Origin of the sequence: Devosia sp. (assembly GCF_048261455.1) — a bacterium.
Classification (GTDB): domain Bacteria; phylum Pseudomonadota; class Alphaproteobacteria; order Rhizobiales; family Devosiaceae; genus Devosia_A.
Map to the genome: position 1 here is coordinate 1 of NZ_JBLXGA010000029.1, position 24,155 is coordinate 24,155.

Below are 24,155 nucleotides of genomic sequence, written 5' to 3' on the forward strand. Positions count from 1 at the left end.
GTCGAGCCCGTCTCGACCCAGGTCATCCCGCGCGACCGGCACGCCATGTTCTTTGCGACGCTCGGCGTCATCGCCTCATCGGTCGAGCGCGTCGCCACCGAGATCCGCCACCTGCAGCGTACCGAGGTGCTCGAGGTCGAAGAGTTCTTTTCGCCTGGCCAGAAAGGCTCGTCGGCCATGCCGCATAAGCGCAATCCGGTTCTGAGCGAGAACCTCACCGGCCTCGCCCGCATCGTGCGCGGCATGGTCACCCCGGCGCTCGAGAACGTCGCGCTGTGGCACGAGCGGGACATTTCGCATTCCTCGGTCGAGCGGATGATCGGGCCGGACGCCACGGTGACGCTGGATTTTGCCCTCAACCGGCTGGTCGGGCTGATCGACAACCTGCTGGTCTATCCCGAGAACATGAAGCGCAATCTCGACCTGCTGGGCGGGCTGCACAATTCGCAGCGCGTGCTGCTGGCGCTCACCCAGGCTGGCATGAGCCGCGAGGATGCCTATGCGGCCGTGCAGCGCAACGCTATGCAGGTCTGGCAGGCCCGAGGCGACCGCACTGGCATGTTCGCCCAACTGCTCAAGGACGACGCCGACGTGGCCGAAAAGCTCGGCGCCAGCAAGATCGACGACATGTTCGATGATTTTTATCACCTGAAGCATGTCGACGCGATCTTTGCCCGGGTGTTCGGGCCCGAGGCCTGAGGCTCAGCGACAGATCGACTCGCAGGGCGTGCCGTCGCGGTCGCGATCGAGCGAGGTGACGCCGCACTGAGTGAGATAGGCCCGCGCCTCGGCGCAGCTGACCATCTGCCCGCAGGTACGTTTCGCGCCGCAGGTGACCGTCTGGGCAGGCGCCGGCGACAGCAGACCGGCGCCACCGGACGTCTGGGCGGCGCCGATCTCGCGGCGCTGCAGATAGAGTGCCATGGTGTCTCCGCACAGCGCTTCGCAGGGAATGCCGTCCCCGTCGCCGTCGCGCGCCACATGGCCGCACTGACGCAGATAGAAGTCGGCTTCGGCGCAGCTGCGCATCTGGGTACAATAGGGCTCTGACGCACAATTCAGCGCCTGCGCCATGCTCTGGCCCGGAGCGAAAATCATCGCTATGACGACAACCAAAACCCTCATGAGGTCAGCAGAATGCGGATCGCCGACGCAGATATTCTCGTCGTTCCCGGACTGGGAAACGCCGGACCGGACCATTGGCAGAGCCGCTGGGCGGAGCGGTTCTCGACCGGGCGCATGGTCGAACAGGACGAGTGGAAGAACCCGGACCTGCGCGACTGGACCGCGGCGCTGGTGGAAGCTGTGGAGATGGCCGAACGGCCCGTCGTGCTGGTCGCCCACTCGCTCGGCGTCTCGGCGCTGGTCCATGCCGCGCCGCGCTTTCCCGAAGGAAAGGTGGTCGGCGCGTTTCTCGTGTCGCCGCCCGACCATGAAGGCAAGGCGGTGCCACGTGCCGCGCTGAGTTTCGGTGATGTGCCGCGCAATCCCCTGCCCTTTCCCTCGATGCTGGTCGCCTCGACCAATGACGACCTTGTCTCGGCCGAGCGCGCAGCGGACATGGCAGCGTCGTGGGGCTCGGACATGCATCTTGCCGTTAATGCCGGCCATATCAACCCGGCGTCCGGGCATGGCCCGTGGCCGGAAGGTCTGATGATGTTCACACGATTGATGCAGCGACTATGAGCGACACCTATACACTCGATCCCCAGACGCCCTCGGTCGACGATTACATGCGTCTGCGTGCCGAGGCCGGAATGCACGCGCGCTCCGCCGAAGGCGCCGCCCTGGGCCTGCCAAACACCTGGTTCGGCGTCACCATCCAGCATGCCGGACGGGCGGTGGGCATGGGTCGGATCATCGGCGACGGCGGCACCGCCTTTCAGATCGTCGATATTGCGGTCGAGCCGGCGCACCAGAAAAAGGGCCTCGGCAAGCGCATCATGGCGGCGCTGATGGAGCATCTGACCGCCGAGGCGCCGCCGCGCGCCTATGTCAGCCTGATCGCCGATGGCGACGCGCAGCATCTTTACGCCAAATACGGATTCGCCCCGACGGCCCCGGAATCGGTGGGCATGTACTGGCGCGCGCCAGACAACGGAGCATGAAAAAGGCCGGCGCAGGGCCGGCCTTTTCCAAAAGTGATGTGAGCCGTTGGCTCAGCCCTCGGCCAGAACCTGCTGCTGCGCCACGGCGACGAACTCGGCCATCTTCTGGCGAATCATCTCGTCGGTGACATTGGCGTTCTTGGCCTTCATGTCGGCGGACACCTTGCGGAACACGTCTTCCTCGCCCGCTTCCTCGAAATCGGCAGAAACGACTTCGGCCGCATATTCCTTGGCATGGGTCTCGTTGAGCCCCATCTGTTCAGCCGCCCAGAGCCCGAGCAGTCGGTTACGCCGGGCTTCGGCCTTGAAGCGCAGCTCGGAATCATGCGCGAACTTGGCTTCCTGACCCTTTTGGCGGTCTTCGAATGTGGCCATCGATCTCTCCAATCACAGCCCGCAATCCGGGCACCCTCGATAGGACTGGACATAAGCTGCGCCAACGCCCAAATCAACGGCAGGCAGACGCGGTATTTGGTCCGGGTCTCCGCGCCACGCGCCACAGACGGGCGCCGCACCCCGAAACAACTTGCATTGGGTCGCGCTTCTGGCGCATGAACGCGCCGAAATCACCCGACATTGTCCATGAGGCAGAGCTCATATGAACCGTCGCCGGAAGATCTATGACGGCAAGGCCAAGACCCTTTACGAAGGGCCCGAGCCGGGCACGCTGATCCAGTATTTCAAAGACGATGCCACCGCCGGCAATGGCGCCAAGCATGAGATCGTTGACGGCAAGGGTGTGCTGAACAACCGGATTTCCGAGTATATCTTCACCAAGCTCAACGGCCTCGGCATCCCGACGCACTTCATCCGCCGGCTCAACATGCGTGAGCAGCTGATCAAGGAAGTCGAGATCATTCCGCTCGAGGTAGTGGTGCGCAATGTCGCTGCCGGCTCGCTGACCAAGCGGCTGGGCCTCGAGCCCGGCACCCAGCTGCCCCGCTCGATCATCGAATTCTACTACAAGGACGATGCGCTCAACGACCCGATGGTGTCGGAAGAGCATATCACTGCCTTCGGCTGGGCGACGCCCCAGGAGCTGGACGACATCATGTCGCTGGCCATCCGGGTCAACGATTTCCTTACCGGCCTGTTCATGGGCGTCGGCATCCAGCTCGTCGATTTCAAGATCGAGTGCGGCCGGCTCTATGATGGCGATCTGATGCGGATCGTCCTCGCCGATGAGATCAGCCCCGACAATTGCCGGCTGTGGGACATCAAGACCCGCAACAAGCTGGACAAGGATCGCTTCCGCGAAAGCCTGGGCGGCCTGCTCGATGCCTATCGCGAAGTCGCGCAGCGGCTGGGCATTCTGGTGGAAACCGACAATGCGTTGACCACCGGTCCGCGACTCGTGCAATGACCGCGCGGCGGGCGCCCGACGCCCGCCCCAGCAATCGGATTTTGCGATGAAAGCCCGTGTCACCGTCACTCTGAAAAATGGTGTGCTCGACCCGCAGGGTCAGGCCATTCAGGGATCGTTGAAGAGCCTCGGCTTCGACGATGTCGGACTGGTGCGCCAGGGCAAGGTGTTCGACATCGAATTTACTGGGACCGATGTGCAACAGGCAGAGGCCAATGTTCGTGCCATGTGCGACAAGCTCTTGGCGAACACGGTGATCGAAAACTACACGATAGAAATCACGCCTTAAGATTCGCCGCCTAGTGTTCTGGTTGCGCTGCGTACCGCGCCAGTTTCCCAGTAAAGATCATCCGATGCTCAAGACCTTCTCGCTGTCCGTCGCCTTCTTTTTGACCCTCGGCTTGCTGTTCGCGGCATACGCGTCGGTCCCCGTCTAACCGGTTTCAAACGCCACCATCAGAGCAGTTCGACCGGCAGGCCGCCGGGTCTGTGGTGTTGCCGAAACACTGGCAAGGCCGCCTGCGCGCGATGGTTGCTGCGTGGCGGCGTTCGCCTAGTCGACCGGCATGCCCGCATCGGGATCACTCGCGCGGCGCAGGGAGATTCTCCTGATCATCGCTTCGAGCTTGCCACCCGGATCGGCAGGCGGACGACCGAATGATGCGCCAAGCGGCAAGGTTACGAGGCGGCCGCGGCGATAGCGCACCATCTTCTTGATCTGGCGCCGGGGCGCCAGATAGGCACCAAGCCTGCCGCGTTCCAGCCCGAGCAGCTTCAGCAGTCCGAAAATCGGGCGGCGCACGACGTTGCGGAAGCTCTTGTCGGTGATGTTGCGTCGCACCTCGACCTCTTCGTCGTGCCCTGAGCGCGGGAAAAAGCACAGGTGCAGGCAGCGGAAGTCGCAGTCGTTCCAGCTGCCCGAGTCGTGGAGATCAGCGGTCGATTCCGGTTCGAACCCGGGCAGAAACTGCGGCCGTCCGTGCAGACGCTGCGTGTTGACGTGCCAGCTGGCGAGCTGGGAGAAATTATAGAGTTTCGTCGGCGAGGCCGCCTCGGGCGAAGCGTAGCCGGTCCCCTCGCCCGCCGCGAAATCGACCTGGGTGGCGTTCAGCGTATGTCCGACGATGCGCCAGTGGTTGGCGAACTCGCCGGCGAGCAGCCGCGCCCTGAGGCGCAGCAGCCCATCGCGGTCGTAGATCTCGTCGCCATCGATGCCGAATACCCAGACGTCCTGGCCGAGATAGGGCTGCAGGTGCGCGTTCGAGCGCAGCGCATTCGGCTCACGCTGCAAGCGGATTTTCGGGTTGGCCGCGGCCAGTTGCTCCAGCGCCGGCCAGGTGCCGTCGCGGCTGCGGTTGTCGAGAACCAGCAACTCATCGCAGAAATCGATCACATTGCCCAATGCCCAGCTGACGAAATTCTCTTCGTTCTGGACGAGGGCAATTCCGACGATCCGGGTGGTCATTCGGCCTCCGCGCGCAGATGTGCGCGTCTAAATTCCATAAAATGCGAGACGTTAACGGCACCGATTAACGGTTTCCAAAGAGTTAATCCAAGGCGCGCCGATGATCCGGTAGGATCGCGCGCAAGGAATTGGAAACCATATGCTGTCCGGATCAACAGAACGCCTCGATTGGGTCGATGCCGCAAAAGGGCTGTCTATCATCCTCGTCGTGATGATGCACTCAGCCTATGGCGTGGGAGAACAGCTCGGCGATGTCGGCATCTGGCACTGGGTCATCGCCTGGGCGACGCCGTTCCGCATGCCGGAGTTCTTCCTGATCTCGGGGCTGTTCCTTGGCCATGTGATCGCGCGCCCGTGGTTGCGCTTCACTGATCGGCGGATCGTGCACTACCTGTACTTTTACGCGCTGTGGGTCGTGCTGCAAGTCGCCTTCAAGGTGGGGCTTGGCACCGGCGACGTGATGTCCGCGCTCGAAGATATCGTGATCGCGACGGTCGTGCCTTATGGCGTCCTGTGGTTCATCTACATGCTGGCCTTTTACGGCCTGACCGCCAAGCTGCTGTTCGAACTGAAGGTGCCGCATTGGGCGACGTTGCCCATCGCCGCCGCGCTGCAGATGCTGGACCTCAAGACCGGCAACTCCCTTGTCGATCACTACGCGGCCTATTTCGTCTATTTCTACGCCGGCTACGCCCTGGCCCCAGTGATCTTCCGCCTCGTCGCGGCGGCCCAGCACCGCGCCGGGCTCGCGATCGCCGTGCTGCTGGGCTATGCCCTGATCGAGGGCCTGCTGGTGTTCGCGGGCGGCTTCGAGTTCAGGCTGCGGGGCGTTCAGATGGGCTATGCCGCCCTGCCCGGCATTCACCTGATGCTGGCCATCGCCGGAGCACTGGGCGTCTGCGTCACCGCCGCCCTGCTGATCCGCCTGCCGCACACCAGCTGGCTGCGCTGGCTCGGTGCCAACTCGATCGTCATCTATGTGAGCTTTTCGATTCCCATGGCGGCGCTGCGCACCCTGCTGCTGCGCTACGATGTCAGCGACAATGTCAGCCTCGTCAGCACCATCGTGATGGTGGTCTCGCTGCTGGCACCGCTTGTGGTCTACGCCGTGGTGCGCCGCACGGGCTGGGGTCGCTTCCTGTTCGAGCGGCCAGATTGGGCCCATCTGCCAGGGGCGCGTGCTACGGATACGCGCCGCCGCGAAACCATCATAGCAGCGGAATAATCGCCCGGGGCGGCAGCCCGCTCTTGCATTTGGCGCCCAGACTCAACAAAGGATCGGGCGAACCTGCTGGAGCTGCCGATGCGAGCCGCCGTCATCGTTTTTCCTGGATTGAACCGCGAGCGCGACATGATCGCCGCGCTGACCAAGGTCGGCGGCGAAGCGCCGGCCGTGGTGTGGCACCAGGATGCCGATATCCCCGAAACCGACCTGATCGTCATACCCGGCGGCTTTTCCTACGGCGACTACCTGCGCTGCGGCGCCATCGCGGCACGCTCGCCGATCATGGACAAGGTGCGCGAACGCGCCGCCCGCGGCGTCAAGGTGCTGGGCGTCTGCAACGGTTTCCAGATCCTCATCGAGGCGGGCCTGCTGCCAGGCGCATTGATGCGCAACACATCGCTGCGCTTTGTCTGCCGTGAGGTGAAGCTGGAAGTGACCAACGCCAATACTGCCTTCACCGGCGCCTATACCCAGGGCCAGATCATCCGCTGCCCGGTGGCCCATCACGACGGCAATTACTTCACCGACCCCGAAACGCTGGCCCGGCTCGAGGGCGAGGGCCGCGTGGTTTTCCGCTATGCCGAAGGCACCAACCCCAACGGCTCGCTCAACGACATCGCCGGCATCATCAATGCCGAAGGCAATGTGCTGGGGCTGATGCCGCACCCCGAGAACCTGATCGAGGCCGCGCATGGTGGCGATGACGGGCGCGGGCTGTTTTCGAGCCTTTATCAGCGTGTCGCCTGATCGCATCGTTATCGTCTTCCCTGTTAATCCCGGCACGTCTTGTGCCGGGCGGCGCTGAGCCCGTACAAGAAGCGCCAGGCGATCGGCAGGAGCGGACATGGGATATCGATGGAGCGCCAAAGACCGTTCGATTGCCGACGGTTTTCTGCGCATCGCACGCGAACAGGCTGCCAAGGCTGAGACGGCTGCGCGCGATGAAGCCGGGGCGCCGGCCGAACGCGTGCACGAATGCCGCCGCCGTATCAAGAAACTGCGCGCCCTGATCCGCCTGGTCCGTCCGGACTTTCCCGACTTTGCCATGGAGAATCGCCGGCTGCGCGATATCGCGCGCAAGATGGCGGGACCGCGCGACGCCGAAGTTGCCGGCAATGCACTGAAAGCGCTGCTCGAATGGGCCGAACTGCCGCCAGCTGAACCGGTCGCCGCAGCGCGCGACGACGCCCCCGATCGCCAGGCCCTCGCCGGCTTTGCCGATGAAATGCGCGCCCTGATCGTGCGGCTCGACTTCTGGCCGGTGGCCGACATCACCGAGAAAACGCTGGCCAAAGGCGTGGCCCGCACCTATCGCGCTGCTCGGCGTGGCGCGCGGGAGGCAGCTAAGGATGACGACGGCGAGCTGATGCACGAGTGGCGCAAGGACGCCAAGTACCATGCTCTTCACCTGCGCCTGCTGGAGAATTTCGCGGCCGATTTGCTCGCCTCGGAAATTGCCGTTGCCAGCGAACTGGCAGAACTTCTGGGCCAGCACCACGATCTGGTCATGCTACGCGAAGCGCTGCTCGCCGACCCGGAGTCGCTGGCGATCGATCTTGCAACGGCGCCGGTTCTGACCGCTGCCCGACGGCGACAGCGCGAACTGGAGCCGCGCATAGACTCGCTCGGTGGACAGGTGTTTGCGGAAAAGCCAAAAGCCCTGCGCGGCCGTTTCGGCGCCTATCTCGCCGCCAGAAAGCCAGCGCAGGTCGAGGTCTGATGGCGACCGAGATCGAGCGCAAGTTTCTGGTCGCCAATGACAGCTGGCGCGCCGCGGTGATCCGCAGCGAGCGCATGACCCAGGGCTATATTGCCCGTGGCCCGACCGCGACGGTGCGCATCCGGCTGATCGACGGCGATGATGCCATGCTGACCCTCAAGGGGAAGACCGTCGGCGTCTCACGGCCCGAGTTCGAATATGCCATCCCGCGCGACGAGGCCGAGGACCTGCTCGTGCTGTGCGGCGAGGCGCGGCTGAGCAAGACGCGACATTTCATTGAGCATGTCGGCCATGAGTGGACCATCGACGTATTCGAAGACAGGTTGTCCGGACTGATCGTCGCCGAGATCGAACTCGGTGACGAAGCCGAAAGCTTCGCCACACCTTCCTGGCTCGGCGAAGAGGTGAGCCAGGACAAGCGCTATGCCAATGCGTTGCTTGTTGACGCCACTGCGCCGCCAATTCGCAATTGAACGCGATTCATCGGTGATTTGCGGGCTTCGCCTCTGGAAGTTTGCGCGCAACCACCCTACTCCGGCACGCAGTTGGACTGAACCCCGAGACCTGCTCGTTGCGGCACGCGATCGCCACCGCCGGATTGACCATCGGACTATGTGCGCTCGTGCTGCAGTTCGGCATGACCGTCGCCGCCGGGCCGACGCTTGGGGCCGCGGCCGCGCAATTTTTTGGTTCATTCAACAATCTGGCCAGCATTCTGACCGTGCTGATCTTTGCCGCAGACATCTTCGCCCGTTCCCGCTGGCTTCGTGGTTTTCGGCAACCCTGGGTCTACGCGACCATGGCTGCAGCCGGCACGCTGACCATCGGCATCTATTTGCTGGTGCTGGCCCCGCAATGGCAGGCGCACGGCGGTCAACTCGTGGCGGACATCACGTTGCATCTCGTTCTGCCGCCGCTGCTTATCGTGTGGTCCGTGGGCTTCAATCGCAGCGGCACACTGACCTATGCCGAATTGCCACTAATGCTCGCCCCATCCGTGCTCTTTGTCATCTACACGATGGGCCGTGGCCTGATGTTTGGCCAATACCCCTATGCCTTCGCCGACATTCCCATGCTCGGGCCGGCTCAGGTGACCATCAACATGACCGCTTTGCTGGTCGTTCAAACCGTGCTCAATGCCTTTGCCGTCACCATCGACAAGTCCATCCTCGCAAGCAAGATCCAGCATGACCCCGAACGCTCCCCAGATCGCTGAACCCGAGATCAATGCCGAGCTGATCGCCGCGCACAACATCAAGCCCGAGGAATATCTGAAGATCCTCAACCTGATCGGCCGCACGCCGACCTATACCGAGCTCGGCATCTTCTCGGCGATGTGGAACGAGCACTGCTCGTACAAGAGCTCGAAGAAGTGGCTGCGCACGCTGCCGACGACGGGTGAACGGGTGATTCAGGGGCCGGGCGAGAATGCCGGCGTGGTCGACATCGGCGACGGCCAGACCGTGGTCTTCAAGATGGAAAGCCACAACCACCCCAGCTTCATCGAGCCGCATCAGGGGGCCGCGACCGGGGTCGGCGGCATTCTGCGCGACGTCTTCACCATGGGCGCCCGCCCGATCGCGGCGATGAACGCCCTGCGTTTCGGCGCTCCCGAGCACGAAAAGACCCGGCATCTTATGGCCGGCGTCGTCTCCGGCGTGGGTGGCTATGGCAATTCCTTCGGCGTGCCGACGGTCGGTGGCGAGGTCGAGTTCGACGCCCGCTACAACGGCAATATCCTCGTCAACGCCTTCGCGGCCGGCCTCGCCGATGCCGACAAGATTTTCTATTCCGAGGCTAAGGGCGTGGGCCTGCCGGTGGTTTATCTCGGCGCCAAGACCGGACGCGATGGCGTCGGCGGCGCCAATATGGCCTCGGCCGAATTCGGCGATGATATCGAGGAAAAACGCCCCACGGTGCAGGTCGGCGACCCCTTCACCGAAAAGCGCCTGCTGGAAGCCTGTATCGAACTCATGGCGACCGGCGCTGTCATCGCCATTCAGGACATGGGCGCGGCGGGCCTCACCTGCTCGGCCGTTGAAATGGGCGCCAAGGGCGATCTCGGCATCGAGCTCGATCTCGACAAGGTGCCGGTCCGCGAAGATGCGATGACCGCCTATGAGATGATGCTGAGCGAAAGCCAGGAACGCATGCTCATGGTGCTGCATCCTGATAAGGAGACTGCAGCCCGCCAGGTCTTCGAAAAGTGGGAACTGGACTTCGCGACCGTCGGCAAGACCACCGATGACCTCAGGTTCCGGGTGCTGTGGCGCGGCGTCGAAGTGGCCAACCTGCCGATCAAGGACCTGGGCGACGAAGCCCCCGAATACGACCGGCCCTGGACCGAGCCAGTGGTGCCCGCCGCGCTCGCTGCCGATGACATCCCGCAAATGGATATCGCCGACGCGCTGCTGAAGCTGCTCAACTCGGCCAACTCGAGCTCCCGCCGCTGGGTCTGGGAGCAGTATGACACGATGATCCAGGGCAATACGTTGCAGCGCCCGGGCGGCGACGCCGGCGTGGTGCGGGTCGACGGCCACCCGACGAAGGCGCTGGCCTTTTCGTCCGACGTGACGCCACGCTATTGCGAGGCCGACCCTTTCGAGGGCGGCAAGCAGGCGGTCGCCGAATGCTGGCGCAACCTGACGGCTACCGGCGCCGAGCCGCTGGCCGCCACTGACAATCTCAACTTCGGCAACCCCGAGCGTCCCGAGAACATGGGCCAGATGGTCAAGGCCATCCTCGGCATCGGCGAGGCCTGCCGGGCGCTCGATTTCCCGATCGTTTCGGGCAATGTGTCGCTCTACAACGAAACCAATGGCGAGGGCATTCTGCCGACACCGACCATGGGCGGCGTCGGGCTGATCCCCGATACGGCGCGCATGGCGACCGCCGGTTTCGCGGCTGAGGACGAGGCCATCCTGCTGTTCGGCGCGCCCGAATGGTGGGGCACGCACCTCGGTCAGTCGATCTACCTGCGCGACCTGTTCGACCGTCGCGATGGCACGCCGCCGCCCGTCGACCTGGCGCATGAAAAGCGCGTCGGTGATCTGGTCCGCATCCTGATCCGCGATGGCGTCGCGACGGCCGTGCATGACCTCTCCGATGGCGGGCTCGCCATGGGCCTGGCCGAAATGGCGCTGGCCTCCGGCATCGGCGCGACGGTAAACCAGCTCGACGGCGGCGATCCCATTCCGCTGTTCTTCGGCGAAGACCAGGGCCGCTATCTCGTCACCATGAAGCGCGACCGGCTCGATAAGTTCTTCGAGGAGGTCTACCCCTTCGCCGGCGTCTTCGCGCCGTGGATCGGCACGACCGGTGGCACCAGCCTGACGCTGGGCGAAGCCCGGCCGATCGCGCTGAGCGAGCTACGGACCGCGCACGAAAGCTGGTTCCCGGACTACATGCAGGGCGAGATTGGCTGACGCCAAGTCACTGATATGAAATGTCTTGTGGGCGCCTGCACAGTTTCGCTGCGAAATCGCCACGCCAGCGCCGTGCCGATGAACGGCATCTGAGCGGGCGCCCGGGGAAATGCCGATCTCGTGAGCGGCTATAACAATTCGCCGCGGCGCGCCCTATATTGGGTCATCACATTAGAGGAGCCCGCATCATGACGGACAAGACCGAGCGCGCAGTTCTGGCTGGTGGCTGTTTCTGGGGCATGCAGGAGCTGATCCGGCACAAGGACGGCGTGATCTCGACCCGCGTCGGCTATTCCGGCGGCGACGTGCCCAACGCCACCTATCGCAACCACGGCACCCATGCCGAGGCTGTCGAGATCATCTTCGATCCCGACCGCATCAGCTATCGCGACATCCTCGAGTTCTTCTTCCAGATCCACGACCCCTCGACCAAGGATCGCCAGGGCAATGACCGTGGCAAGAGCTATCGCTCAGCGATCTACTACGAGAACGACGACCAGAAGGCTGTCGCCATCGACACCATCAAGGACGTCGACGCCTCGGGCCTGTGGCCCGGCAAGGTGGTGACCGAGCTCGAGCCAGTCGGCGATTTCTGGGAAGCCGAGCCCGAGCATCAGGACTACCTGCAGCGCATCCCCCATGGTTACACGTGCCATTTCCCACGGCCGAACTGGAAGCTGCCGCGGCGCGAGGCGGCCTGAGCTGCAACCCGGCACATGACCGGGCTGGCGCCGAAGCGCGCCAGCTCGGCACGAGTCGGGGGCCACCTGCTCCTCCGGTTGATGCGACTCTAGGCCCATGCCATACCTTAGGTCTGACCAAGCCCAAGGAGCCGCCCCATGCCGATGACTGCCAGCGAGATCGAGAAGCGCATCGTTGCGGCCATTCCCGATGCGCAGGTGGAAATCCGCGACCTCGCGGGCGACGGGGACCATTACGCGGCAACAGTGACTTCCGAGCAGTTCCGCGGCAAGTCGCGCGTGCAGCAGCACCAGATGGTCAACGCCGCCTTTGGCGAGGACATGGGCACGACGCTGCATTCGCTGTCGGTCCAGACCCGCGCGCCAGACTGAGGTGCGCGTCCTCAGCTTCCTGCTGCTGATTGCGGCTATCGCCTGCACCGTTGCCGGCGGTGTGGCTGTGGTCTTCGGGCTCGTTGAGAGCGAACAGGGCATTCTGGTGCCGGGCGTGCTGGTGATGGTCATGCCCTGGCTGGCCTATCTCGCCGCACGCCGGTCCGCCAAAGGCGCCGGCCGCCGGGGCTTCGAAGCGGCTCTCGCCGACGGCTTCACGCCCGACCATCAGGCCTGGTTCAACGGCTCCGGCCTCGCCATCGACAAGTCGGCTGGTCGCGTGCTGCTGGCCGACACCAAGGGCGCCGCGGTGTATCCCCTGGCCGACCTCGAGAAACTGCGCTTTGTGCCCGAACAGGTCGGTGCCGTGGTGCCGGGGGCCGGCATCAGCATCCTGAGCTTCCTGCTGACGATCTTTGCCTTCTTCTCTGCGACCGCCGGGCATCTGAGAGCCGGGCTCTTCATCACCACGACCGGCGAGGGCGCGCGCACCTGGCACATGTACGGCATCGGCAAGCGCCATGCCCGCGCCTGGATCGCGCATCTGATCGCCGTGGCCCCGCATGTGAAAGACGAGACCGAGAAATGAGCCGTGTTGTCCTGTTCGACGTCGATGGCGTGCTGGTGCACGGCTATCACGCCAAGGCAGAAAAGCAGGTGCGCTGGGATGACAAGCTGCAGGCTGACCTGGGCGTCGACCCCGAACGGTTCCGCACCGAGTTCATCCACGACATCTTCATGAAGCAGGTGATCGTGGGCCGCATGTCGCTGCTGACGGCACTGGATCGCACGCTGCCCGGCCTCGGTTATCGCGGCCCGTCCATGGCCTTCGCCGGCTATTGGCTGAAGAATGACGCCAATCTCAACCAGCCATTGCTGGATGTCGTCGGCCGGCTGAAGGGAGCCGGCGTCCCGCTGTACGTTGCGACCAACCAGGAGCACATGCGGGCCCAGTACCTGTGGCAGCAGCTCGGCTTCGGCGAGCTGTTCGAGGACATGTTCCATTCCGCCCGCGTCGGCCACATCAAACCAACCAAACCGTACTTCGACTGGATCGATGCCCGTCTCGGACGGCAATCCGAACCGCCGCTGTTTTTCGACGACCGCGAAGACGTGGTGAAAGGTGCGCGCGCCCATGGCTGGGAGGCGGTACAGTTCGACGCGCTTGAGGACGTCACCGAGCACCCGTGGATCAAGGCCCGGCTCGGCGGCTAGACGGCGGCCCTAGGACCGGCAGTGACGAGATGAGGACCAGCGACCAGACACCCGAGCCAGTCCTCTATTTCGCCTATGGGTCAAACATCGCGACGGCCCGACTGCGTCAGCGCACACCCAGTTGTCTGCCGCTCGGTATTGCCACCCTGCCCGGCCACGTCCTGCGCTTTCATAAGCGTAGTGCCGACGGCTCCGGCAAATGCAATGCCTTGGCGACCAGCGCCGACAGTCAGGTGATCGGCGTTCTTTACCACCTGGAGCCGGCCGAACTGCCGCGCCTCGATGCCGCGGAAGGCGTCGGCAAGGGCTATACGCGCGACACGGTGACGGTGGTCGATGCCGCCGGCCAGCATCGCGAAGCGCTCACCTATCGCGCCATGCCGGGCCACATCGATGACAGCCTCGAGCCCTATGGCTGGTACAAGGCCTACGTCCTTGCCGGCGCCCGCGAACACGGCTTGCCGCAGGATTATGTCGAGACGTTCATCCTGCCGGTCGTGGCGACAGATGACCCCGACAGGGCACGTGATGCGCGAGAGCGGGCGACGCTCGAATCGGCGGCGCGATAAGCGGCCCCTTCTCACGCTCAGTCGTTCGCGGGTACTGCCACTGCTTACGCCCGGCGCTTGTCGGCTATATGCCCTTCTGCCGGATCGGCGACTGACCAATCCGCGTCCGAAGCGGCAATGCGCGCGATGGTCAGCGGCACCTGATCTTTGGGGACGGGCCGCGAGAAGTAGTAGCCCTGGACATAGTCGCAGCCGAGACGGGCGAGGAATTGCACCTCTTCGCGGGTTTCCGCCCCTTCGGCAATGATCGACAGGCCCAAGCCCTCGCCCAGCGCGACGATACCGCCGAGCACCTGCTGCTTGCGCGCGTCGCGATCAACTTTCGCCACGAAACTGCGATCGATCTTGAGTTCGTCGAGCGGCATGCGGTTGAGATAGGACAGCGACGAATAGCCCGACCCGAAATCATCTAGCGACACGCGAATGCCCAGAATGCGCAACGCGTTGAAGACCTCGACCGAGCGCCCCTTGGCGTCGTGGGCGAACAGCGTTTCGGTGACTTCGATACACAGCCGCTCGGCCGGAAACTCATGGCGGCCGAGCGCCGCGATGACGGTTTCGATGAAGTCGGGCTGCCACAGTTGGGCCGCCGAGACATTGACCGAAATCCACTCGAACGCGAGCCCCTCGTCGAGCCACTGACGGCCGATCCGGCTGACCTCGTTCAGCACCCACTTGCCCAGCTCGACGATCAGCCCATTGGTCTCGGCGACGGGGATGAAGGTGCCGGGCGAAATGAAGCCATGCACCGGATGCTGCCAGCGCGCCAGCGCCTCCAGACCATGCACGCGTTGCGGATGCAGCCGGACCTGCGGCTGAAAGTGCAGCGAGAGCTCGCCGTTTCCGATTGCCTCGCGCAGCATCGATGCGAGTTCCATGGTCTGCTGCGCCGTCTCGAGCAGGTGCGTCGCGTACATGGTGGTACGGTTGCGGCCATCCGCCTTGGCGCCGCGCAGCGCCAGATCGGCATGCAGGTAAGCATCCTGCGCCGTGTCGGCATGCTGGGGGATCAGCGCCACGCCGATGCTGGCCTGCGTATGCACCTGCCCTTCCGCGATAGTTATTGGCTGCGCCACAACCTGCAGCAGCCGGCCGCACAGCGCGTGGATCTTGTCAGGTGCAATGGCATCGACGACCATGGCAAATTCGTCGCCGCCGATCCGCGCAGCCCTGGCGCCGGATGGCAGCTCGGCCAGAATACGCCGACCGATGGCCTGCAGGATGGCATCGCCGGCGTGGTGGCCATGCGCGTCGTTGACCTCCTTGAAGTGGTCGAGATCGAGCATCAGCACGGCCGAGGTCATGCCGCGCGACAGAGCGCCGGCCGCCGCGACGGTGCGATCGAGATCAGCCAGAAACTGCGGCCGGTTGCCAAGCCCGGTGACGGTGTCGGTATAGGCCAGCGTTTCGAGCCGATGCTGCAGGTCGACAACGCGACCGAGGCCCAGTGCGAGCTGGCCGACCTCGTCATTCCGCTCGGAGAAGGGTACCGGATTGGCGGTCTGCCCTTCGGCCAACCGATGCGCAAAGCGTGCCAGTTCACGCAAGGGTTGCAGATTGCACCGCAGCAGGTGGGCGCCAAGCGCCGCCACCACCACCAGAATGAGCCCGGTCGACCACAGCAGCGTGCTGCGCAACTCGTTGCGCGCCCGCACCAGATCGTCGGCAAAGCCCACGTCGATCGCCAGAATGCCGGCAACCGAGCCGGCCGGCGAAAGGATCGGCGTCAGGTAGGCCAGCCGCATGCGGCCCATGACAGGCACATTGCCCTTGAAGACTTCGCCGGCGGCGAGGCTGGCATAGGCCGGGTGACCGGCGGCGATCGACATCGGCGGCGGCATCGAGCCGTCCGGCTTCCTGAACGTGGTCGCGAAGCGGTCGAACGCCTGGGTCTCAGCGTTCCAGACGAACAGATTGGCCGCCCCCTGATTGGTCATGCCGATATCGGCCAGCAAGCCGTCAAATGTCGCGTCGTCGGCGATCTCGTCCGGCCGCTGTGCGACATTGAGCTGGAGTGCGCTGGGGAGCCCGGCCGCGTCCCGCTCGACCGTCAGGTCGCTGTCGAAAGTGAGGGATGCGATTTCCGACGCAGCACGCGCTGCCCGGTCGATCCGGATCTGCGCATTCTCCTGCGTGTAGGCATTGAGCTGGTAATAGGCCAGTCCGGCGACGACAAGAATGCCTGCGGCCACAAAGACCAGCAGCAGTAGCGTCGCCTTTCCGGTCAAGGTGCGAAATTGCGCAAACATCTCGAAAAACCCGGGCCAAACATTCGGCACGGGCCACAGCTACATCACTTGTCTGCAAACGCCATTAATGTGCACCGCGCAATGCGGCGGGTTTTCGTAAAGTTCTCATGACGTGTCATGCTGACTCACCCGACCGGACGCGCCAGATAGCGCGTCCCATTCAGGTGTTGCTTGGTCGACGCGCGGTAGTCAGTTCCGCTCGAACGTCAGGCCCGAGATGGCACATCCCTCGGCGTCGCCGACGGTGAAGCCACTGTCATCGCGCGACACCGGGCAGGTCATCGGGAATGTGGCATTGCCCAGATCGCCCGTGGCATCGTTCAAAGCCAGCGAGTCATCGTCGAGGGTATAGCTGCCCGAAACCGAGCGGCCCTCGCGGCTTTGCAGGATGAAGCTGCCATCCTCGTTCAGCGTCATGCTGAGCCCCTGCCCGTTGCCTTCAGCCGACACCACAAACTCTCCTGTGTCGCTATTGGCATCGGATGTCGCAACCGTATCGGCGAGGCGCGCTTCGACGTCCGCCAGTTCCTGGCTGCGATTAGCAAGCGTCGTGGTCAATTGTTCGACCTGTGGCTGCAATTCGTCGAGCTGTTCCTGATAGCTCTCGACCTCCGACGACAAGCGGTCACGAAGGGTCTGCAGGTCGCCCGCCTGGCTTTGCAGCTCCGTGAGCGTTTGCTGGCTGGTCTCGGTCTGCGACGCAAGATCGGCAAGCTGCGTCTGCGTCCTGGTCAGTTGCTCCCGAGCCTGCTGCAACTGGCTCTGCGTCCGCGACAGGCTTGCGGCGGCATTTGCCGCGGCCTCGGTATACTCGGCGACATTTGCAGTGGTTGTGGCTTCGAGTTCACGGGATTTCTCGAGACGCGAGCCGATGTCGATCAACTGGCTTTCGGCGTCGTTGACCTGAGATTCAAGCTGCTGCTGACGGTCTTCGAGTTCGCTCACCTGCTGCTTGGCGCTTTCGACCCGTGCTTCGACATCGCTCGCCTCGGCGCGCTGCGCCTCCACCTGCTGGGTAACGGTATCCAGTTCCTCGTTGCGGGCGGCCAGCTCTGTCTGGGTTGTTTCGAGTTCGCCTTTGGCAGCGTCCATATCGGACTGGCTGCTCGCCAGTTGCGTCTGCAGATCCTCAAGCGCGCCGCTGGTCGCGGTCTGCTCGTCGATCTGGGCGACGGCGGCATCGCGCTCCGCCGTGAGTTCGGCGATGGTTTCCTGCTGGGCGCCGGACTCCGACGAAGAATTGATCCACATGGCGAGCCATGCGACCCACCCGACAACCGCAATGACCAGTAGCGTCAAAACCAGTGGTTCGCGCAAACGTTTAGACAAACTGGCCATGTGATCCCCCAAAAAACTGACGCTTCATCGCATCTAACGCTGATTTGGAGCCTCGGTTGCAGCCAGAGTCAATCGCCGGCGCCATATTCGCACCCACGCGACCCGCCGCGACTTCTGCGCATGCCCACAATCTCACACCGCAAGCAACGCTTCATCGTCAAATACCGATGGGCTGATCTCGACATCGAGGGGGGCGAGGACTATCTGTTGGGCAAACGACCGGCGCCTCCCGGCCGGAAAACGAAAGGCAATGACATGAGCGACATCAACGCGGTGATCGACGAGCAGGTGAAGAACAACGACGTGTTCCTGTATATGAAGGGCACGCCCGACTTCCCCATGTGCGGCTTCTCTGGCCGCGTCGTGCAGATCCTCAACTATCTGGGCGTCGACTTCGAGAGCGCCAATGTTCTGGAGAACCAGGACCTGCGCGAGGGCGTCAAGGCCTACACCAACTGGCCGACAATCCCCCAGCTCTACGTCAAGGGCGAGTTCGTCGGCGGCGCCGACATCCTCACCGAGATGTTCCAGGCCGGTGAGCTGCAGACGCATTTCGCCGACAAGGGCATTGCGGTCAAGCAGACCGCCTGATCGCCTCCGGCTCAGCCGCCGCGAAATCGGCCGCAAAGCGCAATTCGCGCAGCGGCCGGACGCGGCGGGTCGCCTCCGCATAGGTCGGATGCGCCTTATAGGCGGCGAGCGCCGCTTCATCAGCAAACTCCGCATAGACCACGACATCGATCTCGTTGGCGATCTGATCGACGCGGGCGTTGCGCGATACCTCGAAATGGCTGGAATGCGGGATCTGGCCGAGCAGCTGCAGCCCCTCGACGATGGCATCTACATTGTCGGCCGCAGCGGCGGTAAAGAATACGATATGGCGGATCACGGCGGGCCTCACTTTTTGTCTGCCGTCTAGATAGTCATTCTGGCCGCGCCGCCAATGCGGCAAAGCGCCGGGCCGGCATGCCGCACCTGCATGGCAGGTGGCAAATCCATCAGCATGGCTGATAACGCCTATTCCAAGATTGCGTTTCCCCGACAACCATTGGTACGCTAATGGCAATGGATAACCTTGGGGTCTTTCGCCCATGTCCATGCTGTCGTCGCTCTCCGCACGGCGCCACGCCGCGCCGCCGCTGATCCTGCTGCTGATCGCCGGCTGCGTCATCGCGGCTGTGACCAATGGCATCCGCACCAGCTTCGGCCTCTTCACCCTGCCCGTTACCACCGACCTAGCGATGAGCCGCGAGGCCTGGGGCATGGCGCTGGCGATCCAGAACCTGGCCTGGGGACTCGCGCAGCCGCTCGCCGGCGGCTTTGCCGACCGCTACGGCACCGGTCGCGTCGTCTTCGGCGGGCTGGTGATCTATGCGGCCGGACTGTTGCTGATGACCATCTCGCCAGACGGCAGCGCCATGAACCTCACCGCCGGGGTGATCGTCGGCGTCGGCATCGCCGCCTCGTCCTTTTCCGTGGTGATGGCCGCCTTCGGGCGGCACGTGCCCCAGGAAAAGCGCGCCATGATCTTCGGCATCGCGACGGCGGCCTCCTCATTCGGCCAGTTCGTGTTCGCGCCGATCGGTCAGGCGTTCATCACCAGTGCCGGGTGGTCGAGCGCCCTGCTCTATCTCGCGGTGATCCTGGCGCTGACCATTCCGCTGAGCTTCACCCTGCGCGGCCGGGCGGCGACCGGCATCGGCGAAGCCGACATGCCGTTCATGCAGGCACTGGCCCGCGCCTGGGGGCACGGCTCCTATCGGCTGCTGGTGATCGGCTTTTTCGTCTGCGGCTTCCACCTTGCCTTCATCAACGTGCATATGCCGGCCTATCTCGTCCAATGCGGCCTGTCGCCCGATGTCGGCAGCTGGGCCATCGCCGTGATCGGGCTTTTCAATATCGTCGGCTCGCTGCTCTCCGGCTGGCTCGGCAGCCGGCTACCCAAGCAATTGCTGCTGGCGACGATCTATTTCTCGCGCGCCGTAGCGATCGGGCTCTTCGTGCTGCTGCCGGTGACCGAGGTGACGACCTATATCTTTGCCGCAGCAATGGGGGTCTTGTGGCTGTCGACCGTGCCGCTGACGGCCGGGCTGGTCAGCCTGTTCTTCGGACCGCGCTACATGGGCATGCTCTACGGGCTGGCGTTCCTCAGCCACCAGCTGGGATCGTTCATGGGCGTCTGGCTGGGCGGCTATGTCTTTGACCAGACGGCGTCCTACAGCCTCGTTTGGTATCTCGGCATCCTGCTCGGCCTCGGCTCGGCGGCGCTGCATCTGCCCATCCGCGAGACCGCTTCGAGCCAGTTCCGCCTGCACACCGCTTAGCGCAGGCTTCTATCGCCATTTGACGATTTATCGGTCAGGCCGGGTTGCAATCTGTGGCCTCGGAGCGCATGGTCCGGCCAACTTTCCTGGCCGCTTAGCGCGGCCGTTCGAGCTCATGATCATGTCTGCGACGTCCTCCATCTCCGCCGCGCGGGGCCCGTCCCGTGTTGAATTCATCATTCTCATTGCCGCCCTCATGGCGCTCAACGCATTGGCCATCGACGTCATGCTGCCGGCGCTGCCCTATATGGGCGAGGCCCTGGGTGTCGCCAACGAAAACGAGCGCCAGCTCGTGGTCGGCGTCTACATGCTGGGCTTCGGCATTGCGCAGCTGTTCTTCGGGCCGCTGACCGACCGCTTCGGTCGACGGGCGCCACTGTTGGCCGGCTTAGCCGTCTATCTGATCTGCGCCTTCGCGGCGACCTTCGCGCCCTCCTTTGGAGCGCTGCTGGCACTGCGCTTCGTGCAGGGCCTGGGCGCCGCCGGCACCCGCGTCATCGCCGTCGCCGTCGTCCGCGACCGCTTCTCGGGGCGCGAGATGGCCGAGGTGATGTCACTCACCTTCATGATCTTCATGGCGATCCCCATTCTCGCGCCGGGCATCGGCCAGGTGATCCTGCTGACGGGGCCATGGCACTATATCTTCATCTTCATGGCCGGGCTGGCGCTGGCGATCAGCATCTGGGCCTTCCTGCGCCTGCCGGAGACGCTGAGCGAGGAAAACCGCCGGCCGCTAAGCCTCAAGAGCATCGCCGATGGTTTCCGCATCGTCGTCACCAATCGCCAGGCGCTGTTCTACGGCCTCGGCGGCACCTTCCTGTTCGGCGCCATGTTCGGCTTCATTTCGGCCAGCCAGCAGATCTTCGTCGAGCTCTACGGACTTGGACCATGGTTCCCGGTGGCCTTCGCGGGCATGGCCGGTGCCATTGCGGTCGCCCAGTTCATCAACTCGCGCATCGTCAAGACCTTCGGCATGCGCCGCATCAGCCATGCGGCGATACTGATCTACATCTCGGCGGCAGCGATCCTGCTGGTGTTGGCTCTGATGGGGCCCGTACCCTTCGTAGTGTTCTTCGGCCTGCTGGTGATCGTGCAGTGGATGTTCGGCTGGGCCGCGTCGAACATGAATTCGCTGTCGATGGAGCCACTGGGCAAGGTCGCCGGCACCGCCGCATCCGTGTTCGGCTTTACCCAGACCGTGGGCGGCGCGCTAATCGGCACCTATATCGGCCAGCACTATGACGGCACGCTCGTGCCCAATGCCGCCGGCTATACGGTAATGGGCGTTCTGGTGCTGTGCTGCATCCTGATTGCCGAAAAAGGCAGGCTCTTCGGCGTCAGCCCCGAATACCAGACGGCAGCAAAGCCTGCCGGGCGCTGACGCCCGGCACCCCCGGCCGCGGGCTCAGTCGAGCTTGCGGCCGACGAACACGGTCCAGCCGAACATCGCGCGGATCGTCTGCTGATAATAGGTCCAGTCCTCGCGGCTCTTTTTCAGCACCGCTTCCTGTGCCGCATCATCGGGGTTCTCGCGCGCCCAGCGCAGCGTAGCGTGCCGGTGATGGCTGGCATAGCGCTCGAAATCGGCGTCCGAAGCACTGATCGTAGCAGAGACCTCGGTGCCGTGCCGCTCGACGATATGCATCATTTCGATGGAATCGGGCGGCAGCACCTCGCCGCGATTGAGGTCCGGCCGGTGGCGCAGCGTGATGTCGCCCAGCACCACGGAGCCGCCGGGACGGGTCGCCTTGACCATCCAGTCCAGCGCCTGCGGCGCTCCCCCGAAGGCCGCCGCGGCACCCAGGCACAGAACGACGTCGAAGCTCTCGGGCTCGACGGCATAGTCCTCGATGGCCGATTGCACGAAGGTGATCTTGCCACGAGCCGGCGTCGCGGCACGGGCGACGTCCAGAAAGGCCGGATTCACGTCGACACCAGTCGCCTCGATCGCATGCGCATCGGCCCAGCGCCGCAAAAGCCAGGCCTTGCCGCACCCGATATCGAGCACGCGCAAGCCGTCACGGATGTCGCAGTAGCCTGACAGCAGGTCCAGCTTGTCGGCGGTGATCGGGTTCTGGATCTCGATATCGCGATCCGCGATCGCCCAGTATTGCAGTACGTCCATTCTCGTCTCCTGAAACCACGTCACACCGTGAAGATGTCGCGCCGCAGCAGGTCCCAGGTGTCAGTATCGGTGGCAACCAGCAGCCCGCCTTCGCGGTGCTGAGGGAGATAGGGTGAGCCGTCGAAGCGCGCAACATGGCCGCCGGCTTCCTGGGCGATCAGCGTGCCGGCGAGGTGATCCCACGGCATCAGCTTGTTGAAAGCGAGGAAATGCGAATGGCCGCCCGCGAACAGCCGGTAGTCGTGCCCCGCCACGCGATAGTTCGCAGCGACCCGCACTTGGGCGAGATTGGCCATCACCCGCGCCTTGCTCTCGGGCGGCAACCAGGCGATCGAGACATTGCCGACCATCTGCTCGAGCGCCGGTGCGGTGTCGACCGTCAGCCGCTCCTGACCGCCATCGGGACGGATCATGAAGGCGCCCTGCCCCTTCATTGCCAGCACCCAGTCGTCGCCCATCGGGTCATAGATGACGCCGGCGATGGTCTCGCCGTTCTGCACCACCGCCGCCATCGTGGCGAACAGCGGCAACCCGGCGGCGAAGTTCGACGTGCCGTCCACCGGATCGACGACGATCGAGAACTCTGATTCATCGAAGCGGTCGAGCAGACTGGCATCTGCGGCAACGGATTCCTCGCCGACAAACAGCGCCTCGGGCCAGCGCTCGGCCACCGCGGTGCCAATGAGCCGCTCGGCTTCCGTATCGGCCTCGGTCACCAGATCGATCGCCTCTGACTTCTGCTTGATCTGCCCCGCGTCGAGGCGTCGGAAGCGCGGCCGGATCTCGGCGATGGCCACGTCCCGCAAGATCGTTGCGAGGGTCAGAATGTCGAAGTCAGGCATATGAGGAAGCATCCAGCAGAGAAAAGGAAAGGCGAAGCTAGCACGTAGCGTATTGGACTGAACAACATCCGGACCGCTTTTGTTGCAGCCGGACGGCCGGACCCTAACAGGCCCATGGCGTCAGTCACGTGAACATCGGCCTCAAACCGTCCCAACCGGTTGGAAGACCGGGCTAGTTCGCCTCTTGTGCCGCCGGCTGCAGGGCGGCAAAATCGAAAATCTTCGGATCGAGCAAATGGCTCGGGCGAACATTGCCCAGCGCGCGGATCATCACATCCTTGCGGCCCGGCATGCGCTTTTCCAGATCGTCGAGCATGGCCTTCATCGCGTTGCGCTCGAGCCCGTCCTGCGATCCGCACAGGTCACACGGAATGATCGGGAACTGCATGTGCTCGGCGAATTTCGCGAGGTCCGGTTCGCCGCAATAGATCATCGGGCGAAACACCTGCAGGTCGCCCTCGTCGTTCAGCAGGTTCGCCGGCATGGCCGCAAGGCGCCCGCCGTGGAACATGTTCATGAAGAAGGTTTCGAGGCTGTCCTCGCGATGATGGCCGAGCACCAGCGCCGAGCACCCCTCCTCCCGCGCAATGCGATAAAGATGTCCGCGCCGCAGCCGGGAGCACAAGGAGCAATAGGTCGCGCCGGCCGGCAGCTTGTCGGTGACGATCGAATAGGTGTCCTGATACTCGATGCGATGGGCGATGCCATTGGCATTCAGCCAGTCGGGCAGGATGTGCTTGGGAAAATTCGGCTGGCCCTGGTCTAGATTGCAAGCGACCAGCTCGACCGGCAGCAGGCCGCGCCATTTGAGATCGAGCAACAGCGCCAGCATGCCGTAGCTATCCTTGCCGCCGGAAATGGCAACCAGCCACTTTTCGCCCGGCCGCACCATGCCGAAGGTTTCGATCGCCTCGCGCATGTTGCGGATGAGGCGCTTGCGCAGCTTGTTGAAGGCGACCGAGCGCGGCGCGTGAGCAAACAGCGGATGCGCGCCGGAGACGTCTTCGGCGTCGGCTTCGAACTGGGCGGTGGCGGTGATCTCGTTCATCGGGCCAGATAGCCTGCGCATGCGCCCCAATGCAACGGGCATCGCAGCCGGCAGGCGACCAACGCG

At 64.0% G+C, this 24,155-nt stretch carries 28 protein-coding genes; 19 read left to right on the forward strand and 9 right to left on the reverse strand.

Annotation, left to right across the window (positions count from 1 at the left end):
* Nucleotides 1-699, forward strand: a 699-nt coding sequence (locus tag ACN0TK_RS17775; RefSeq protein ID WP_417310881.1) for a lyase family protein, incomplete at its 5' end; no start/stop codon positions are given.
* A gap of 3 nt (nt 700-702) precedes the next feature.
* Here ACN0TK_RS17775 and ACN0TK_RS17780 read toward each other — a convergent pair.
* Nucleotides 703-1,125: an excalibur calcium-binding domain-containing protein gene (locus ACN0TK_RS17780; RefSeq protein WP_417310882.1), complete on the reverse strand. Its 423-nt coding sequence runs from the start codon at nt 1,123-1,125 to the stop codon at nt 703-705.
* A gap of 12 nt (nt 1,126-1,137) precedes the next feature.
* On the opposite strand from ACN0TK_RS17780, the gene ACN0TK_RS17785 reads away from it, so the two are divergent.
* Nucleotides 1,138-1,686 carry an RBBP9/YdeN family alpha/beta hydrolase gene (locus ACN0TK_RS17785; RefSeq protein ID WP_417310883.1) on the forward strand — a complete coding sequence of 183 codons (549 nt, stop codon included), beginning with the start codon at nt 1,138-1,140 and terminating at the stop codon, nt 1,684-1,686.
* On the forward strand, nt 1,683-2,108 hold the full coding sequence (locus tag ACN0TK_RS17790; protein WP_417310884.1) for a GNAT family N-acetyltransferase: 426 nt from the start codon (nt 1,683-1,685) through the stop codon (nt 2,106-2,108). The genes ACN0TK_RS17785 and ACN0TK_RS17790 overlap by 4 nt, the downstream gene beginning before the upstream one ends.
* Nucleotides 2,109-2,159: 51 nt before the next feature.
* Here the strand turns inward: ACN0TK_RS17790 and ACN0TK_RS17795 are convergent, their stop codons facing one another.
* Nucleotides 2,160-2,483, reverse strand: a complete 324-nt coding sequence (locus tag ACN0TK_RS17795; protein WP_417310885.1) for a DUF1476 domain-containing protein — start codon at nt 2,481-2,483, stop codon at nt 2,160-2,162.
* A gap of 223 nt (nt 2,484-2,706) precedes the next feature.
* On the opposite strand from ACN0TK_RS17795, the gene purC reads away from it, so the two are divergent.
* The gene (gene purC, locus ACN0TK_RS17800) at nt 2,707-3,471 is read left to right on the forward strand and encodes a phosphoribosylaminoimidazolesuccinocarboxamide synthase (RefSeq protein WP_417310886.1); all 765 of its coding nucleotides are present in this window, start codon (nt 2,707-2,709) and stop codon (nt 3,469-3,471) included.
* A 46-nt stretch (nt 3,472-3,517) separates the two neighbouring features.
* Complete coding sequence (gene purS / locus ACN0TK_RS17805) at nt 3,518-3,760, forward strand: phosphoribosylformylglycinamidine synthase subunit PurS (RefSeq protein ID WP_417310887.1); 243 nt, start codon at nt 3,518-3,520, stop codon at nt 3,758-3,760.
* Nucleotides 3,761-4,024: 264 nt separating this feature from the next.
* On the opposite strand, the gene ACN0TK_RS17810 is transcribed toward purS, so the two are convergent.
* Nucleotides 4,025-4,936: a hypothetical protein gene (locus tag ACN0TK_RS17810; protein WP_417310888.1), complete on the reverse strand. Its 912-nt coding sequence runs from the start codon at nt 4,934-4,936 to the stop codon at nt 4,025-4,027.
* 139 nt (nt 4,937-5,075) lie between these two features.
* Between ACN0TK_RS17810 and ACN0TK_RS17815 the strand changes: the two genes are divergently transcribed.
* From ACN0TK_RS17815 to ACN0TK_RS17865, 11 genes are all read left to right on the forward strand, one after another.
* The gene (locus ACN0TK_RS17815) at nt 5,076-6,161 is read left to right on the forward strand and encodes an acyltransferase family protein (protein WP_417310889.1); all 1,086 of its coding nucleotides are present in this window, start codon (nt 5,076-5,078) and stop codon (nt 6,159-6,161) included.
* A gap of 78 nt (nt 6,162-6,239) precedes the next feature.
* Nucleotides 6,240-6,908, forward strand: coding sequence for a phosphoribosylformylglycinamidine synthase subunit PurQ (gene purQ, locus ACN0TK_RS17820; RefSeq protein WP_417310890.1), 669 nt, complete (start codon nt 6,240-6,242; stop codon nt 6,906-6,908).
* Nucleotides 6,909-7,005: 97 nt separating this feature from the next.
* Nucleotides 7,006-7,881: a CHAD domain-containing protein gene (locus tag ACN0TK_RS17825; RefSeq protein WP_417310891.1), complete on the forward strand. Its 876-nt coding sequence runs from the start codon at nt 7,006-7,008 to the stop codon at nt 7,879-7,881.
* Nucleotides 7,881-8,354, forward strand: a complete 474-nt coding sequence (locus ACN0TK_RS17830) for a CYTH domain-containing protein (protein WP_417310892.1) — start codon at nt 7,881-7,883, stop codon at nt 8,352-8,354. Before ACN0TK_RS17825 ends, ACN0TK_RS17830 begins: the two co-directional genes overlap by 1 nt.
* 98 nt (nt 8,355-8,452) lie before the next feature.
* Nucleotides 8,453-9,097 carry a Pr6Pr family membrane protein gene (locus ACN0TK_RS17835; RefSeq protein WP_417310893.1) on the forward strand — a complete coding sequence of 215 codons (645 nt, stop codon included), beginning with the start codon at nt 8,453-8,455 and terminating at the stop codon, nt 9,095-9,097.
* The gene (gene purL / locus ACN0TK_RS17840; protein ID WP_417310894.1) at nt 9,069-11,306 is read left to right on the forward strand and encodes a phosphoribosylformylglycinamidine synthase subunit PurL; all 2,238 of its coding nucleotides are present in this window, start codon (nt 9,069-9,071) and stop codon (nt 11,304-11,306) included. Before ACN0TK_RS17835 ends, purL begins: the two co-directional genes overlap by 29 nt.
* Nucleotides 11,307-11,494: 188 nt before the next feature.
* A complete protein-coding gene (gene msrA / locus ACN0TK_RS17845; protein WP_417310895.1) occupies nt 11,495-12,007 on the forward strand; it encodes a peptide-methionine (S)-S-oxide reductase MsrA in 513 nt (170 codons plus the stop codon).
* Nucleotides 12,008-12,145: 138 nt separating this feature from the next.
* Entirely contained in the window at nt 12,146-12,379 is a 234-nt protein-coding gene (locus tag ACN0TK_RS17850; protein WP_417310896.1) for a BolA/IbaG family iron-sulfur metabolism protein, read from the forward strand.
* Nucleotide 12,380: 1 nt separating this feature from the next.
* Nucleotides 12,381-12,968, forward strand: a complete 588-nt coding sequence (locus ACN0TK_RS17855) for a hypothetical protein (RefSeq protein ID WP_417310897.1) — start codon at nt 12,381-12,383, stop codon at nt 12,966-12,968.
* Nucleotides 12,965-13,594: an HAD family hydrolase gene (locus tag ACN0TK_RS17860; RefSeq protein WP_417310898.1), complete on the forward strand. Its 630-nt coding sequence runs from the start codon at nt 12,965-12,967 to the stop codon at nt 13,592-13,594. The genes ACN0TK_RS17855 and ACN0TK_RS17860 overlap by 4 nt, the downstream gene beginning before the upstream one ends.
* Nucleotides 13,595-13,623: 29 nt before the next feature.
* Nucleotides 13,624-14,163, forward strand: coding sequence for a gamma-glutamylcyclotransferase family protein (locus ACN0TK_RS17865; RefSeq protein WP_417310899.1), 540 nt, complete (start codon nt 13,624-13,626; stop codon nt 14,161-14,163).
* A gap of 44 nt (nt 14,164-14,207) precedes the next feature.
* Here ACN0TK_RS17865 and ACN0TK_RS17870 read toward each other — a convergent pair whose 3' ends face one another.
* Entirely contained in the window at nt 14,208-16,412 is a 2,205-nt protein-coding gene (locus ACN0TK_RS17870) for a putative bifunctional diguanylate cyclase/phosphodiesterase (protein WP_417310900.1), read from the reverse strand.
* A 189-nt stretch (nt 16,413-16,601) separates the two neighbouring features.
* Complete coding sequence (locus ACN0TK_RS17875) at nt 16,602-17,750, reverse strand: hypothetical protein (RefSeq protein WP_417310901.1); 1,149 nt, start codon at nt 17,748-17,750, stop codon at nt 16,602-16,604.
* A gap of 255 nt (nt 17,751-18,005) precedes the next feature.
* On the opposite strand from ACN0TK_RS17875, the gene grxD reads away from it, so the two are divergent.
* A complete protein-coding gene (grxD, locus tag ACN0TK_RS17880; RefSeq protein WP_417310906.1) occupies nt 18,006-18,341 on the forward strand; it encodes a Grx4 family monothiol glutaredoxin in 336 nt (111 codons plus the stop codon).
* Here grxD and ACN0TK_RS17885 read toward each other — a convergent pair.
* Nucleotides 18,325-18,639: a Dabb family protein gene (locus ACN0TK_RS17885; protein ID WP_417310907.1), complete on the reverse strand. Its 315-nt coding sequence runs from the start codon at nt 18,637-18,639 to the stop codon at nt 18,325-18,327. The genes grxD and ACN0TK_RS17885 overlap by 17 nt on opposite strands.
* 202 nt (nt 18,640-18,841) lie before the next feature.
* On the opposite strand from ACN0TK_RS17885, the gene ACN0TK_RS17890 reads away from it, so the two are divergent.
* Both ACN0TK_RS17890 and ACN0TK_RS17895 read left to right on the forward strand, forming a co-directional pair.
* Complete coding sequence (locus ACN0TK_RS17890) at nt 18,842-20,074, forward strand: MFS transporter (protein ID WP_417310902.1); 1,233 nt, start codon at nt 18,842-18,844, stop codon at nt 20,072-20,074.
* Between the two features lie 115 nt (nt 20,075-20,189).
* Entirely contained in the window at nt 20,190-21,455 is a 1,266-nt protein-coding gene (locus ACN0TK_RS17895) for a multidrug effflux MFS transporter (protein WP_417310903.1), read from the forward strand.
* Between the two features lie 24 nt (nt 21,456-21,479).
* Here the strand turns inward: ACN0TK_RS17895 and ACN0TK_RS17900 are convergent, their stop codons facing one another.
* The 3 genes from ACN0TK_RS17900 to ttcA all read right to left on the reverse strand — a co-directional run bounded on the left by ACN0TK_RS17900 (nt 21,480) and on the right by ttcA (nt 24,089).
* On the reverse strand, nt 21,480-22,199 hold the full coding sequence (locus ACN0TK_RS17900) for a class I SAM-dependent methyltransferase (protein WP_417310904.1): 720 nt from the start codon (nt 22,197-22,199) through the stop codon (nt 21,480-21,482).
* 20 nt (nt 22,200-22,219) lie between these two features.
* Entirely contained in the window at nt 22,220-23,041 is an 822-nt protein-coding gene (locus ACN0TK_RS17905) for an inositol monophosphatase family protein (RefSeq protein ID WP_417310905.1), read from the reverse strand.
* 172 nt (nt 23,042-23,213) lie between these two features.
* Entirely contained in the window at nt 23,214-24,089 is an 876-nt protein-coding gene (ttcA, locus tag ACN0TK_RS17910) for a tRNA 2-thiocytidine(32) synthetase TtcA (protein WP_417310908.1), read from the reverse strand.
* Nucleotides 24,090-24,155: the final 66 nt, after the last annotated feature.